The sequence below is a fragment of the Streptomyces sp. NBC_00009 genome, assembly GCF_045040855.1.
GTDB classification, from domain to species: Bacteria; Actinomycetota; Actinomycetes; order Streptomycetales; family Streptomycetaceae; genus Streptomyces; species Streptomyces aureus.
Genome location: NZ_CP108312.1, coordinates 6711371 through 6726383, shown reverse-complemented (window position 1 = coordinate 6726383; position 15013 = coordinate 6711371). Strand labels below are relative to the sequence as shown.

The following is a 15013-nucleotide window of genomic DNA, read 5'->3' as shown; positions in this document are numbered from 1 at the left end:
CTATCGACGGTGCGCGACGCTCCTGGATCCCCATGCCTTGCGGCGTCGGGGTTCCGGCTGCATGTCCCGCTCTGGTGGTGCCGGCCGGGGCCGGACGCGAGACGCAGCGCTTCGGGAAGTTTACAGGGTGGCGAGGAGTGCTGCGGACCGGGGTCACGCGGGGCGTCAGCTGCCCGTCGCGCCCGGCTGCTCGCCGGTGAGGCGCTCGCGGACGCGCTCGGCCACGTCCGCGTACCGGGCCTCCGCCCCGTACCGGGTGGGCTGGTAGTAGCGCTTGCCCTTGACCGCGTCTGGCGCGTACTGCTGGGCGGCGATTCCTCCGGGGACGTCGTGCGGATACACGTATCCCTGCGCGTGGCCGAGCTTGGCCGCGCCCTTGTAGTGGCCGTCACGCAGATGGGGCGGGACGGGGCCCGCGAGGCCCTTGCGGACGTCCTCCATGGCGGCGCCGATCGCCGTCGTCGCGGAGTTCGACTTTGGGGCGAGGGCGAGGGCGATCGTGGCGTGGCTGAGGGTGAGCGCCGCCTCCGGGAAGCCGATCATCGCGACGGCCTGGGCGGCCGCGACAGCTGTGGGCAGCGCCGTCGGGTCGGCGAGGCCGATGTCCTCGCTCGCGGAGATCATCAGGCGGCGGGCGATGAAGCGGGGGTCCTCGCCGGCCTCGATCATGCGGGCCAGATAGTGCAGGGCCGCGTCCACGTCCGAGCCGCGGATGGACTTGATCAGGGCGCTCGCGACGTCGTAGTGCTGGTCGCCGTCCCGGTCGTACTTGACCGCGGCGCGGTCGACGGACTCCTCCAGGGTCTGGAGGGTGATCTCTTTCTCCTGCTTGGCGAGGGCCGAGCCCGCGCCCGCCTCCAGCGCCGTGAGGGCCCGGCGCGCGTCGCCACCCGCGATGCGCAGGAGGTGGCCCTCGGCCTCCTCGAGGAGCGTGACCGCGCCGCCGAGACCACGCTCCTCGGTGAGGGCCCGCCGGAGCAGGGAGCGCAGGTCATCGTCCGTGAGGGATTCGAGGGTGAGGAGCAGGGAGCGGGACAGGAGCGGGGAGATGATCGAGAAGTACGGGTTCTCGGTGGTCGCCGCGATGAGCGTGACCCAGCGGTTCTCGACGGCCGGCAGCAGAGAGTCCTGCTGGGCCTTGCTGAAGCGGTGGATCTCGTCGAGGAAGAGGACGGTCTCCTTGCCGTGGCCGCCGAGTGCCCGGCGGGCGCCGTCGATGACGGCCCGCACTTCCTTGACGCCCGCGGTGATCGCGGAGAGCTCCACGAAGCGCTTGTTCGTGGCCTTGGAGACGACGTACGCGAGGGTCGTCTTGCCGATGCCGGGCGGGCCCCAGAGGATCACCGACGAGGGCCCGGCGGGGCTGTACCCGCCGTTGGCTCGATCGCCCTCCCCCACGAGGCGGCGCAGGGGTGAGCCGGGCTTCAGCAGATGCTGCTGGCCGACGACTTCGTCGAGGGTGCGCGGGCGCATCCGGACGGCCAGGGGACTGCTGGACGGGTCCTTTTCCTGGCGGTCTTCGGCTGCGGCGGTGAACAGGTCGGGCTCCACGTCGAAAACCCTATGTCACCCCACTGACAATCCCGCCCGGCCCCGTGAAGCAGGGGCCCCGGCCGCGGTCCGGACCGCGGCTCAGCTGGTCCAGAAGTCCCACCAGCGCGTAAGGATCAGCATCCCGATGATCCCGACGTGCAGCACGGGCAGGACCCACGTGAACTCACCGAAGAACGACCGCAGCCAGGAGGGCGCGGGCAGGAACCCGTTGCGCACGTTGAACGACGTCACGTACCAGAACATGACGATCGTGGCGACCCACGCCAGACAGCACCACAGGCACAGCGAGTTGATCCGGTACAGCGACTGGAACTGCAGCCACGTGCAGAATCCGACCCCGAACAGCGTGCCCGCGTTGAACGTCAGCCAGTACCAGCGCGGGAACCTCGCCCGCCCCAGCAGACTCATCCCCACACAGATCACGACGGCGTAGGCCGCGAGACCCAGCATCGGGTTCGGGAACCCGAACGCCGACGCCTGGTCGCTCTTCATGATGTTCCCGCAGGACACCACCGGGTTGAGACTGCATCCCGGCGTGAAGTTCGGGTCCTCCAGCAGCTTGAACTTGTCGATCGTGATGACCCACGCCGCGAGCAGCCCCGCCGCACCGGTGATCACCAGAAGCAGGGCGAAACCCAGGGAACCCCCGGCACTGCGGGGAGCGTCCGCTCCGTCGTCGCCGGTGGAAGAGGCGCTGTCGCTTGCCGTCGTCGTCTCGCTCATCACGCCGTTCCGTCGCTCGTGGTGGTGGCCTGCTGGCAGCCTCATTCTGCCGCACACCCCTGTGTGTCCACCGTTCGATGGGCATAAGCATGTAGGGGCATCAGCAGACAACAGCGAAGAGCGGGTCACGGGGCTGTGCCCGTGACCCGCTCTTTCGTCGCCTGACGTGCCCGGCTACGCCAGCTTGGCCTTCAGGACAGCCACGATCTCGTCGACCGCCACCGCGTCCTGCTCGCCCGACTCCATGTCCTTGAGCTGGACGACGCCGTCGGCGAGGTCGCGTTCGCCGGCGACGATCGTGAAGCGGGCGCCGCTGCGGTTCGCGTTCTTCATCGCGCCCTTGAGGCCCTTGCCGCCGTACGAGAAGTCGGCGGAGACGCCGGCCCGGCGCAGCTCCGTCACCTTGGAGAAGAGGACGCGGCGCGCCTCGTCACCGAGCGGGACCGCGAACACGCTGGTGGTGGAGGGGAGTTCGAGCTCCACGCCCTCCGCCTCGAGCGCCAGGACCGTACGGTCGACGCCGAGCGCCCAGCCGACGGACGGGAGCGACGGGCCGCCGATCATCTCGGAGAGGCCGTCGTAGCGGCCGCCGCCGCCCACCGCGGACTGCGAGCCGAGACCGTCGTGGACGAACTCGAAGGTGGTGCGCGTGTAGTAGTCGAGGCCGCGGACCAGCTTCTCGTCGTCCTCGTAGGCGACGCCCTCGGCGGTCAGGAGCTCACGGACCTGCTCGTGGTACGCCTTGCAGCCGTCGCACAGGTAGTCGCGCAGCGAGGGTGCGCCGACGAGCTGCTTCTGGACCTCGGGACGCTTGTCGTCGAGGATGCGCAGCGGGTTGATCTCGGCGCGGCGCAGGGTGTCCTCGTCGAGGTCGAGACCGCGCAGGAAGTCCTGGAGCGCGGCGCGGTAGACCGGCCGGCACTCCTTGTCGCCGAGCGAGTTCAGCAGGATGCGGAAGTCGCGCAGCCCGAGCGAGCGGTATGCCTGGTCGGCCAGGATGATCAGCTCGGCGTCGAGCGCCGGGTCCTCTGCGCCGATCGCCTCGGCGCCGACCTGCGAGAAGTGCCTGTAACGGCCCTTCTGGGGGCGCTCGTAGCGGTAGTACGAGCCGGAGTACCAGAGCTTCACCGGGAGGTTGCCGGCCTTGTGGAGGTTGGCCTCCAGGGCGGCACGCAGCACGGACGCGGTGCCCTCGGGGCGCAGGGCGAGCTTGTCGCCGCCCTTCGTCTCGAAGGCGTACATCTCCTTGGTGACGATGTCGGTGGACTCACCGACACCGCGCGCGAACAGCTCGACGTTCTCGAAGCCGGGCGTCTCGACGTAGCCGTAGCCGGAGTTCCTCAGCGGGGTGGAGATGGCGTCGCGCACCGCGAGGTACTTCGCGGAGTCGGGGGGAAGCAGGTCGTACGTGCCCTTGGGGGCCTGAAAGGTGCTCACGGAAGTCTCTCGTCACATTCCTCGTCGGGGAGCCTCGAAGGAGGTTCCCTGGCCGGCGGCCACCTGCCGCAGATACGGGTTGGTGGCGCGCTCCTGGCCGATGGTCGTCTGGGAGCCGTGCCCGGAGAGCACCACGGTCGAGTCGTCGAGCGGCAGGCACACGCGTGCCAGCGATTCGAGCATGTCGTCCATGGAGCCACCGGGCATGTCGGTGCGTCCGATGGAGCCGGCGAAGAGCAGATCCCCGGAGAAGAACACGGACGGGATGTCCGCGCTCTCGGGCATCTTGAAGGCCACCGACCCCTTGGTATGACCTGGCGCGTGCGCCACGGTCAGGTCGAGACCCGCCAGCTTCAGTTCGGTGCCGTCGCTCAGCTCCCGCACGTCGTCGGGCTCCCCCACGGTCAGCTCGCCCATCAGCGGCATACCGATGGAGCGGCCGACCCCCTTCTCCGGATCGCTCATCATGTAGCGGTCGGAGGGGTGGATCCACGCCGGGACGTCATGGGCCCCGCACACGGGGACGACGGAGGCGACGTGGTCGATGTGGCCATGCGTGAGGATGACCGCGACCGGCTTGAGCCGATGCTTCTTGAGCGCGTCCTCGACTCCCTGGGCGGCCTGGTGGCCGGGGTCGATGATCACGCACTCCTCACCCGCGGCGGGGGCAACCAGGTAACAGTTGGTGCCCCAGGCCCCGGCGGGGAACCCGGCAATCAGCACGATCGTCCTTCGTATGTCGTCCGGCGGAAGTGTGTCCGCAGAAGAATGCGGCAGATCAGAGCCTACCGGCGCTGCCGATTCCACAGCTAACCCATATACGGTACGGGGCACACAGCAGGCGGTCTTAACAGGTCCAGTTCAGACCAGGTTCGTCCCGTTCGAATCACTTCGCATCGGTTCGGAATCAGGTCTCGCGACGTACGAGGAGTAGACCCGGTGGTCAGCAACGATCAGCGGCGGCGGCAGCTCGCCCGGGAGAAGTTCTTGCGGCAGCAGCAGCGGCGGGAGTCCGCGCGGCGCAGGGCGCGCACACGCAACACGGTGATCGCGTCGGCGTTGGCCGTGGTCGTGGTGGCGGGCGCCGGCGCGTTCGCCGCCGGGGCCTTCGACGGCAAGGACACGAAGGACACGGCGGCTTCCAAGCCGAGCGCGAGCCCCTCCAAGGCCGCCGACCCGTGCAAGAAGCCCGCCGCGGGCAAGGTGAAGGCGCTCAGCTGGAAGAAGGAGCCGGCGCTTACCGTCGACAAGGCGGCGGACTACACGATGAACCTCGCGACGACGTGCGGCGACATCGGCATCGACCTCAAGACGAAGGAGGCCCCGCACACGGTCAACTCCTTCGACTTCCTCGCCGGCAAGGGCTTCTTCGACCACACCAAGTGCCACCGGCTCACCACCAACGGCATCTACGTCCTGCAGTGCGGCGACCCGAAGGGCACCGGCGCGGGCGGCCCGGGTTACACGATCCCGGACGAGAACCTGAAGGACAAAAGCCTGAAGGGGAACGTGTACCCCGCGGGCACGATCGCGATGGCGAACACGGGCCAGAAGCACACCGGCGGCAGCCAGTTCTTCCTCGTGTACCAGGACAGTCAGTTGCCGCCGAGCTACACACCGTTCGGGACCATTTCCGATTCCGGCATGAAGGTGCTCAAGAAGATCGCCGCCGCTGGTGAGAGCACCGGGCAGGGCGACGGCGCCCCGAACGCCACCGTCGTGATCGACAAGGCGACCGTGAAGAAATCCTGACCGCCGGCGGTGAATTTCGGTCGCGCGGGATGCGGACAGCCGCCCCGCCGGTCGCCTATGTTGGCCGTGACGAAACTGTGGACGATGCCCGGGGCCCCAAGGCGCCCCGCAGGCATCATGTGGAGGAGGCGCTGTGAGCAGCGACCCGTGGGGCCGCGTCGACGAGACGGGGACCGTGTACGTGCGTTCGGCCGACGGCAGCGAGCGTGAAGTCGGTTCGTGGCAGGCAGGTTCTCCTGACGAGGCCCTCGCCTACTTCAAGCGCAAGTACGACGGCCTGGTCGTCGAGATCGGGCTCCTCGAGCGCCGGGTGCAGACGACCGACCTGTCGGCGAAGGACGCCACGACCGCCATCGAGCACCTGCGCGAGCAGGTGACGGACGCGCACGCCGTCGGCGATCTGGAGGCTCTGGGCAAGCGCCTGGACAAGCTCGTCGAGACCGTCGACGCGCGCCGCGAGGAGCGCAAGGTCCAGAAGGCGAAGCAGTCCGACGAGGCGCGGCACGCCAAGGAGGCCCTGGTCACCGAGGCCGAGGAGCTCGCCCAGAGCGAGCAGTGGCGCGCGGCCGGTGAGCGGCTGCGGGCGCTGGTGGACACCTGGAAGGGTCTGCCGCGTCTGGACCGCAAGTCGGACGACGATCTCTGGCACCGCTTCTCGCACGCGCGCTCGGCGTTCTCCAAGCGCCGCAAGGCACACTTCGCCTCGCTGGACGCGCAGCGCGAGGACGCCCGCCAGGCCAAGGAGAAGCTGGTCGCCGAGGCCGAGTCGCTGTCGGGCTCGACCGACTGGGGCACCACGGCCGCCCGGTACCGCGAGCTGATGACGGACTGGAAGGCCGCGGGCCGCGCCCAGCGCGAGCACGAGGACGACCTGTGGAACCGCTTCCGCGGCGCCCAGGACGTGTTCTTCGCGGCGCGCAGCTCGGTCTTCGCCGAGCGGGACGCCGAGCAGGGCGAGAACCTCAAGCTCAAGGAGGAGCTCGCCGACGAGGCCGAGAAGCTCCTGCCGATCGGGGACCTGAAGACGGCCCGCGCCGCCTTCCGCTCGATCAACGAGCGCTGGGAGGCCATCGGCCACGTGCCGCGCGACGCGCGTCCGAAGGTCGAGGGCCGGATGCACGCCGTGGAGCGGGCCCTTCAGGAGTCCGAGGAGACCGAGTGGCGCCGTACGAACCCGGAGGCACGCGCGCGTGCCGAGGGGCTCACCGGTCAGCTCCAGGCCGCGGTCGACAAGCTGCGGGGCCAGATCGACGCGGCCCGCGCGCAGGGCAACAACGCGAGGGCCGACAAGCTCGAGCGTGAGCTCGACGGCCGTCAGGCGCTGCTCGACCAGGCGCTCAAGGGCCTGCACGAGTTCGGCGGCTGAGCAGTCATCACATGAGAGGGGCCCCCGGCGCTGAGCGCCGGGGGCCCCTCTCATGTCGGTCGACTACGGCCTGCGCGCCGACGTCACGCGGTAGACGTCGTAGACGCCCTCCACTCCCCTGACCGCCTTCAGGACGTGACCCAGGTGCTTGGGGTCACCCATCTCGAAGGTGAAGCGGGAGGTGGCCACCCGGTCGCGGGACGTCTGCACGGCCGCGGACAGGATGTTGACGTGCTGGTCGGACAGGACCCTCGTGACGTCCGAGAGCAGCCGCGAGCGGTCGAGGGCCTCGACCTGTATGGCGACGAGGAAGACCGAGGACTGCGTGGGCGCCCACTCGACCTCGAGGATCCGCTCGGGCTCGCGGGACAGCGACTCGACGTTCACACAGTCGCTGCGGTGCACCGATACGCCGCTGCCGCGCGTGACGAAGCCGATGATGGGGTCACCGGGGACGGGCGTACAGCAGCGGGCCAGCTTGACCCACACGTCCTCGACGCCCTTGACGACCACGCCGGGATCGGCGTTCGCACGGCGCTTGCGGCCGCGCGACGGGGGTGCGCTCTCGGCGATGTCCTCGTTGGCGGCCTCCTCGCCGCCGAGGGCCTGCACGAGCTTCTGGACGACGCTCTGCGCGGTGACATGACCTTCGCCGATCGCCGCGTACAGGGACGAGATGTCGGGGTAGCGCATCTCGTGCGCGAGCGTGACGAGGGAGTCGCCCGTCAGGATGCGCTGGATCGGCAGGTTCTGCTTGCGCATGGCGCGCGCGATGGCGTCCTTGCCCTGCTCGATCGCCTCGTCGCGGCGCTCCTTGGAGAACCAGGCGCGGATCTTGTTGCGCGCGCGGGGCGACTTGACGAAGCCCAGCCAGTCCCGCGAGGGCCCGGCGCCGGCCGCCTTGGAGGTGAAGACCTCCACCAAGTCGCCGTTGTCCAGGGTCGATTCGAGCGGGACGAGCCGCCCGTTGACCCGCGCTCCTATGGTGCGGTGGCCGACCTCGGTGTGGACCGCGTAGGAGAAGTCGACGGGGGTCGCTCCGGCCGGGAGCGCTATGACGTCGCCCTTCGGCGTGAAGACGAAGACCTCGTTGCGCGAGAGGTCGAAGCGCAGGGACTCCAGGAACTCGCCCGGGTCCTCCGTCTCCTTCTGCCAGTCGAGCAACTGGCGCAGCCACGCCATGTCGTTGAGGTGGTCGTCCTTGCCGGTGGCCCTCGGCTGGTCCGAGCGCACCTTCGAGGTACCGGCGACGGCCTCCTGCTTGTACTTCCAGTGCGCGGCGATGCCGTACTCGGCGCGGCGGTGCATGTCGAACGTACGGATCTGCAGCTCGACGGGCTTGCCGTTGGGGCCGATCACCGTCGTGTGCAGCGACTGGTACATGTTGAACTTGGGCATCGCGATGTAGTCCTTGAACCGGCCGGGGACCGGGTTCCATCGCGCGTGCACCGTGCCGAGGGCGGCGTAGCAGTCCCTCACCGTGTCGACCAGGACACGGATGCCCACCAGGTCGTAGATCTCCGCGAAGTCACGGCCGCGGACGATCATCTTCTGGTAGACGCTGTAGTAGTGCTTCGGGCGGCCGGTGACGGTCGCCTTGATGCGGGCGGCGCGCAGGTCGCTCTGCACCTCGTCGGTCACTATGGCGAGGTACTCGTCGCGCTTGGGCGCGCGCTCGGCCACCAGACGCACGATCTCGTCGTACATCTTGGGATAGAGGATCGCGAAGGCGAGGTCCTCCAGCTCCCACTTGATGGTGTTCATGCCCAGGCGGTGCGCCAGCGGAGCGTAGATCTCCAGCGTCTCGCGGGCCTTCTTCTCCTGCTTCTCGCGCTTGAGGTAACGCATCGTGCGCATGTTGTGCAGGCGGTCGGCGAGCTTGATGACCAGGACGCGCGGGTCCTTGGCCATCGCGACGACCATCTTGCGCACGGTCTCGGCCTGTGCGGCCTCGCCGAACTTGACCTTGTCGAGCTTGGTGACGCCGTCGACGAGGAGGGCGACCTGGTCACCGAAGTCGCGGCGCAGGGTGTCCAGGCCGTATTCGGTGTCCTCGACGGTGTCGTGCAGCAGGCCCGCCATGAGCGTCGCGGGGTCCATGCCGAGCTCGGCGAGGATCGTCGTCACGGCCAGCGGGTGCGTGATGTACGGGTCGCCGCTCTTGCGCTTCTGGCCGCGGTGCCAGCGCTCGGCGACCTGGTAGGCGCGCTCCACCTGGCGGAGCGTGGACGTCTCGATCTTCGGGTCGTTGCTGCGCACTATGCGCAGCAACGGCTCGAGAACGGGGTTGTACGGGTTCGAGCGCTGCACGCCGAGACGGGCGAGGCGGGCGCGGACGCGGTTCGAGGAGCCGGAGCGGGAGGGCTGGCCTGCCGCGGGGCGCACCACGGGCGGCGTGGGCGGTGCGGCCGGAGCCGGGGTGGCGGCAGCGGGGCCGGGGGCCGGGCTCTTGCCGGCGGGGGGCTTGGGGCGCGGCTGCTGCTCGGCCGTCTTGCCTTCCGGGGTGCCGGTGGAGCTCGGCCCGGTCTGGCCGGTCTTCCCGGGCTTCGCGGGCACAGCTACGGGAGCCGCGGCCTGGTCGGCCTTCTGGTCGGGCTTGGCGGCTGTGGGTACCCCCACGCGCTCGGCGCTGGGGGAGAGTGGCTTGGCCTCGTCTGGCAACGGCGCTCCTCGTGCGCGACGGGTCCCCCGTTCAGGTCCCGGAGAGCCCATGATATCGACACTGGGCCGCCCGCTCGCCTTCGGCCGGTGGGACGGCTTTCAACAGGGCAAACGCAAAAGGCGGGCGCCGGATTCCTCCGGGCCCGCCCTTACGCCTGTGACCAGGTGTTCAGACCATGAGCAGTGCGTCCAACGGGGCGCCGTCAAGGGCTGGAAGCAGCCGTTCGCGGCCGCCCAGGAAACCCAGCTCCATCAGGACGGCGATGCCGGCGACCTCGGCGCCCGCGCGCCGGATGAGCCGCACCGACGCCTCGGCCGTGCCGCCGGTGGCGAGGACGTCGTCGATCACCATGACGCGGTCGCCCGCGACCAGGTCCTCGGCGTGCACCTCGATCTCGGCCGAGCCGTACTCCAGGTCGTACGGCTGGGTGAGCGTCGCCCCGGGGAGCTTGCCGGCCTTGCGTACGGGGATGAAGCCGAGCCCGGCGCGTACGGCGACGGGGGCACCCAGGATGAACCCGCGCGCCTCCAGGCCGACGACCTTGGTGGCGCCGTTCGCGACGCAGAACTCCGCGAAGGCGTCGGTGAGCGCCGTGAACGCCGACGGGTCCGCCAGGAGCGGGGTGATGTCCTTGAACATCACGCCCGGCTCCGGGTAGTCCGGCACATCGCGGATACGGCTGAGGAGCAGCGCCGAGAGTTCTGCGAGCTCGGTCATCGGCGCTTCCCCGAGGGCCGGCCCCGGCCGCGGTTGCGCGACGCGGGCTGGTGGCGGGGGCCGACGACCGCGGCGGCCTCGTCGTCCGACGGATCGTCGTCGAAGTCGTCGCCCTCGCCCTGCGGCGCCGGGGCCTCGTCGGACTCGCCCTTCGCGGCGGCCGACGCGCGCTTGGCGAGCACGCGCTTCTTCAGGGCCTTGATCTGCGGGTCGCGTTCCTTGAGGTCGGCGACGAGCGGAGTGGCGATGAAGATCGACGAGTACGCACCGGCCGCGAGACCGACGAACAGCGACAGCGAGATGTCGTTGAGCATGCCGGCGCCGAGGAAACCGCCACCGATGAACAGCAGGCCCGCCACCGGCAGCAGCGCGACGACCGTGGTGTTGATCGAACGCACCAGCGTGCCGTTGATGGAGCGGTTGGCGATCTCGCTGTACGTGTAGCGGGTCTGCTTGGTGATGTCCTTCGTGCCCTCCTTCAAGGAGTCGAAGACGACCACCGTGTCGTAGAGCGAGTAACCGAGGATGGTCAGCAGACCGATCACCGTGCCAGTGGTGACCTCGAAGCCGACCAGGGCGTAGATCCCGACCGTGATCGTGATGTCGTGGATCAGTGCGACCAGGGCCGCGATGGCCATGCGCCACTCGAAGGCGATGGCCAGATAGATCACCACGAGGATCATGAACACGATCAGGCCGGTCCATGCCTTGTTGGCGATCGTCTCGCCCCAGCTGGGTCCGACGAGGTCGGCGTTGATCTTCGCCTCGGGGACGTTCAGGTCCTTGGCGAGTTCGGTCTTGATCTGGTCGGACTTCGCGGTGTCCACGCCGGAGATCTGGATACGCAGACCGCCCGTGCCGAGCTCCTGCACGATCGCGTCGTGCCCGGAGGCCGCTTCGGCGGACCGCTCCGCCGTGCCGGCCGAGACGCTGGTCTTCGGGGTGGTGAAGACCGCGCCGCCCTCGAACTCGATGCCCATGTTCAGACCACGCACCGCCAGGCCGACGATGGCCGTGATGGTGATCAGGATCGAGACGCCGTACCAGATCTTGCGCTTGCCGATGAAGTCGTAGCCGACTTCACCGCGGATGAGCCGGGCGCCGAGATGGCCGAGCTTCGACATCTCACGCCTCCTTCGGGTCGACAGGGCCAGCGGCGGGGCCGGTGGCACGGCGGGTGCGGCGCAGTGGCGGCTTGGCGCCGAGGCGCTTCGGGTCGAGCCCGGACCACGGGTGTCCGCTCGCGAAGAACTTCTTGCGGGCCAGGATCGTCATCAGCGGCTTGGTGAACAGGAAGACGACGACCACGTCGAGGACGGTGGTCAGGCCGAGCGTGAACGCGAAGCCCTGGACCTTGCCGACGGTGACGACGAACAGCACCGCGGCGGCGAGGAACGACACGAAGTCGGAGACCAGGATCGTGCGCCGGGCCCGCGGCCAGGCGCGCTCGACGGAGGGCCGCAGCGAGCGACCCTCACGGATCTCGTCCCTGATGCGTTCGAAGAACACGATGAACGAGTCGGCCGTGATACCGATCGCCACGATCGCGCCGCAGACCGCCGGCAGGTTCAGCGCGAAGCCGATGGCCGGGCCGAGGAGCGTCATGATCACGTAGGTGAGGACCGCGGACACGAGGAGCGAGGCGAGCGCGATCAGCGACAGGCCGCGGTAGTAGACCACCAGGTAGATCACGACCAGCAGGAGGCCGATGGCGCCGGCGATCAGGCCGGCGTGCAGCTGCTCACCGCCGAGGGCCGCGGTGACCGTCGTGACGCTCTGCTCCTGGAAGGAGAGCGGGAGCGCACCATAAGACAGCACGTTGGCGAGGTCCTGGGCGGACTGCTGGTCGAAGCTGCCGGAGATCTCCGCGCTGCCGCTCAGGGTCGAGCTGACGCTGGGGGCCGAGACCACGTCGCCGTCGAGCACGATGGCGAACTGGTTCATCGGCGGCTGCTGCTGCGAGAGCTTGCTGGTGATCTTCGCGAACTTCTTCGAGCCGCCGCCCGTGAAGTCCATGTTGACGACCCAGGCACCGGTCTGCTGGTTGATCGTGGCCTGCGCCTTGTCGACGTCCTTACCGTTCACCTCGGCGGGGCCGAGGATGTACTTCTCCCACTGGCCGGACGAGTTCTTGCCGCACGCCACGGCGGTGTCCTCGGGCCTGACGCCCGAGGTGACCTGGCTGCGGGCGGCCTTGTCGGTGCAGTCGAGGTCCGTGAACTTCTTCTGCAGCGCGGCGGTGGCCGGGTCCGGGGTGGGGCTCGCCGAGGGGGTGGGCTTGCCGCTCGCGGAGGAGCCGGCGCTCGGCGTCGGGGAGGAGTCGGCCTTCAGGGCGTCGGTGACAGCACGGCCCTGCGAGGTCGCGGAGGCGGTCGGCGTGGGGGTCGGCGTGCTGGACGCCTTGCCCTTGCTGCCGTCCGTGGCCTTGTCGGTCGCCTTGTCGGTGGCCTTGTTCTTGCCCGAGCCCGAAGGGCTGGCGGAGGGCTCGGGGGTGGGCGCACCGGCGGCCACGGTGATCACGGGGCGGAAGTAGAGCTGGGCGGTCGTGCCGACCTGCTCGCGCGCCTGCGCCTCGTTCGTCCCCTTGGGGATGTTGACGATGATGTTGTCGGAGCCCTGGGTCTGGACCTCGGACTCCGTGACACCCAGACCGTTGACGCGGCGCTCGATGATGCTCACGGCCGTGTTCATGTTGGTCTGGTTGACCGCGTTCTTCTGACCCGGCTCACTCTTCGCCTTGAGCGTGATGCTCGTACCACCGGCGAGGTCGATGCCCAGGCGCGGCGTGGTGTGGCCGGACAGGAACATCCCGCCGGTCAGCGCCACCATCGCGATCAGGATGAAGGCCAGTGTGCGGCCCGGCCTGCTCTGGGCGCCGTGACTTCGGCCCTTCTTGGGTGCTGCCACCTTCTCGTTCTCCCTCTCCATCCGTCCAGCAGCGGGGTACGTGCCCGGACGGCCATGAAATGGTGTCGAGAATCCGTGCGGAAATCACACGTCCGGGACCGCGGAGCGCGAGCGGGCGCGCGCGGTCCTGGGGGCGTGACTACTTCGCGTCGGACTCGCCGTCGGTCTTCTTCAGCTCGGCGCCGTCGGCCTCGGGGGCTGCGTCAGTGGCAGCAGCCTCGTCCTTCTTGCCGAGGTCGATGCGCGAGTCGTCGGAAGCGTCGGCGGGCTCGTCGGTCTCGGTGAGGGAGGAAGCGTCGTCCGGCACGATCGCACCATCGGCGCCGAGGGCGTCGTGGTCATCGTTGTCATCACTCTCGGTGCCGTGGACGATGCGGTTGTACTCGTCGTCGGCGAGGACGGCGCCGATCGAGTTCTTCGCGTAGACGGCGTGGACGCCGGGGGCCACCTCCAGAAGGACCATCTCGTCGTGGACCTCCTTGACGGTGGCGTACATGCCCCCGATCGTGCGGACGCCGGAACCGGGCTGCATCTGGTCCCGCATCTGGCCTGCCGCCTGCTGCTTCTTCTTGGCGGAGCGGGTCATCAGGAACATGGCCCCGATGAGCACGATGAACGGGAGGAGGGTCACGATATTCACGGGACGGAATTTCCTTCGCACGACCGCGCACGTAAGCGGCCTGTTGGATGGGGGTGGGCACGCCGTCCACAAGGGCGGCATCGGCGGAGTCTAAGCGAGTCCACGCTCAAGGAACAACGCTCAACATGCCACCGGGGTTCCTGACCTCGCGACTACGCTGCGCGATCACGCCCCGAACAGGTCCTGTTGTCCGCTTGTGCCCCTTGTCTGCTGGGGAGGCGTGAGGCCGAGGTGCGCCCAGGCCGCGGGGGTGGCGACCCGCCCGCGCGGGGTACGGGCCAGCAGGCCTTCGCGTACGAGGAAGGGTTCGGCGACCTCCTCGACCGTCTCGCGCTCCTCCCCCACGGCGACCGCGAGGGTGGAGAGGCCGACGGGGCCGCCGCCGAAGAGCTTGATCAGCGCTTCGAGGACGGCGCGGTCGAGCCGGTCGAGGCCGCGGCCGTCCACCTCGTAGACGCCGAGGGCCACCCCGGCGATGTCACGCGTGATGTGCCCGTCGGCCTTGACCTGCGCGTAGTCACGGACCCGGCGCAGCAGTCGGTTGGCGATACGGGGGGTGCCTCGGGAGCGGCCGGCGATCTCGGCGGCGCCCTGGGCGTCGATCTCCACGTCGAGGAGGTTCGCGGAGCGGTGGATGACGCGCTCCAGCTCGGCCGGCTCGTAGAACTCCATGTGCGCCGTGAAGCCGAAGCGGTCGCGCAGCGGCGGGGGCAGCAGGCCCGCGCGGGTGGTGGCGCCGACGAGGGTGAACGGGGGCAGCTCCAGCGGAATGGCCGTGGCGCCGGGGCCCTTGCCGACGATGACGTCGACCCGGTAGTCCTCCATCGCCATGTAGAGCATTTCTTCGGCGGGGCGGGACATGCGGTGGATCTCGTCCAGGAAGAGGACCTCGCCCTCCTGGAGGGAGGAGAGGATCGCGGCCAGGTCGCCGGCGTGCTGGATGGCCGGGCCGCTGGTGATCCGGATGGGGGCACCCATCTCGGCCGCGATGATCATGGAGAGCGTGGTCTTGCCGAGGCCGGGCGCTCCGGAGAGCAGAACGTGGTCGGCGGTGGCACCACGCGCGCGTGCCGCCCTGAGGACCAGGTCGAGCTGCTCACGGACCTTCTCCTGGCCGATGAACTCGCCCAGGTCCTTGGGGCGCAGGGCGGCCTCGACCGCCTGGTCCTCGCGGTCGGCGACAGAGCCCACGAGCCGCTCGGTGTCGGGCGTCGCGTCGGTCGTGTCGTCCCAGTTCATGAGGTGTGCCTCGCGG

The 15013-nt window shown here is 69.4% G+C and carries 12 protein-coding genes; 2 read left to right on the top strand and 10 right to left on the bottom strand.

Annotation, left to right across the window (positions count from 1 at the left end; genetic code table 11):
• Positions 1 to 165: 165 nt before the first annotated feature.
• From OHA58_RS30440 to OHA58_RS30425, 4 genes are all read right to left on the bottom strand, one after another.
• On the bottom strand, positions 166 to 1551 hold the full coding sequence (locus OHA58_RS30440) for a replication-associated recombination protein A (RefSeq protein ID WP_405482736.1): 1386 nt from the start codon (positions 1549 to 1551) through the stop codon (positions 166 to 168).
• 81 nt (positions 1552 to 1632) lie between these two features.
• Positions 1633 to 2277 (bottom strand): vitamin K epoxide reductase family protein, encoded by a 645-nt coding sequence (locus tag OHA58_RS30435; RefSeq protein ID WP_405482734.1) that lies wholly within the window; start codon positions 2275 to 2277, stop codon positions 1633 to 1635.
• A 174-nt stretch (positions 2278 to 2451) separates the two neighbouring features.
• Complete coding sequence (gene hisS, locus OHA58_RS30430; protein ID WP_405482733.1) at positions 2452 to 3714, bottom strand: histidine--tRNA ligase; 1263 nt, start codon at positions 3712 to 3714, stop codon at positions 2452 to 2454.
• Between the two features lie 12 nt (positions 3715 to 3726).
• Complete coding sequence (locus OHA58_RS30425; RefSeq protein ID WP_405482731.1) at positions 3727 to 4437, bottom strand: MBL fold metallo-hydrolase; 711 nt, start codon at positions 4435 to 4437, stop codon at positions 3727 to 3729.
• 216 nt (positions 4438 to 4653) lie between these two features.
• On the opposite strand from OHA58_RS30425, the gene OHA58_RS30420 reads away from it, so the two are divergent.
• Both OHA58_RS30420 and OHA58_RS30415 read left to right on the top strand, forming a co-directional pair.
• Complete coding sequence (locus OHA58_RS30420) at positions 4654 to 5466, top strand: peptidylprolyl isomerase (RefSeq protein ID WP_405482730.1); 813 nt, start codon at positions 4654 to 4656, stop codon at positions 5464 to 5466.
• A gap of 133 nt (positions 5467 to 5599) precedes the next feature.
• Positions 5600 to 6832, top strand: coding sequence for a DUF349 domain-containing protein (locus OHA58_RS30415; RefSeq protein ID WP_405482729.1), 1233 nt, complete (start codon positions 5600 to 5602; stop codon positions 6830 to 6832).
• 63 nt (positions 6833 to 6895) lie between these two features.
• Here the strand turns inward: OHA58_RS30415 and OHA58_RS30410 are convergent, their stop codons facing one another.
• The 6 genes from OHA58_RS30410 to ruvB form a co-directional block, all read right to left on the bottom strand.
• Positions 6896 to 9493, bottom strand: a complete 2598-nt coding sequence (locus OHA58_RS30410; RefSeq protein ID WP_405482728.1) for a RelA/SpoT family protein — start codon at positions 9491 to 9493, stop codon at positions 6896 to 6898.
• A 169-nt stretch (positions 9494 to 9662) separates the two neighbouring features.
• On the bottom strand, positions 9663 to 10211 hold the full coding sequence (locus OHA58_RS30405) for an adenine phosphoribosyltransferase (protein WP_405482727.1): 549 nt from the start codon (positions 10209 to 10211) through the stop codon (positions 9663 to 9665).
• Complete coding sequence (gene secF / locus OHA58_RS30400) at positions 10208 to 11335, bottom strand: protein translocase subunit SecF (RefSeq protein ID WP_405482725.1); 1128 nt, start codon at positions 11333 to 11335, stop codon at positions 10208 to 10210. Before secF ends, OHA58_RS30405 begins: the two co-directional genes overlap by 4 nt.
• A 1-nt stretch (position 11336) precedes the next feature.
• Positions 11337 to 13118, bottom strand: coding sequence for a protein translocase subunit SecD (gene secD, locus OHA58_RS30395; protein ID WP_405482724.1), 1782 nt, complete (start codon positions 13116 to 13118; stop codon positions 11337 to 11339).
• 139 nt (positions 13119 to 13257) lie between these two features.
• Positions 13258 to 13758 carry a preprotein translocase subunit YajC gene (yajC, locus tag OHA58_RS30390; RefSeq protein WP_405482723.1) on the bottom strand — a complete coding sequence of 167 codons (501 nt, stop codon included), beginning with the start codon at positions 13756 to 13758 and terminating at the stop codon, positions 13258 to 13260.
• A 165-nt stretch (positions 13759 to 13923) separates the two neighbouring features.
• A complete protein-coding gene (gene ruvB, locus OHA58_RS30385) occupies positions 13924 to 14997 on the bottom strand; it encodes a Holliday junction branch migration DNA helicase RuvB (protein ID WP_393872889.1) in 1074 nt (357 codons plus the stop codon).
• Positions 14998 to 15013 lie beyond the last annotated feature (16 nt).

Coding starts and splice junctions, on each gene's coding strand:
- OHA58_RS30435 (WP_405482734.1), bottom strand. CDS start 2,277: ATGAGCGAGACGACGACGGCAAGCGACAGCGCCTCTTCCACCGGCGAC.
- OHA58_RS30405 (WP_405482727.1), bottom strand. CDS start 10,211: ATGACCGAGCTCGCAGAACTCTCGGCGCTGCTCCTCAGCCGTATCCGC.
- secF (WP_405482725.1), bottom strand. CDS start 11,335: ATGTCGAAGCTCGGCCATCTCGGCGCCCGGCTCATCCGCGGTGAAGTC.
- ruvB (WP_393872889.1), bottom strand. CDS start 14,997: ATGAACTGGGACGACACGACCGACGCGACGCCCGACACCGAGCGGCTC.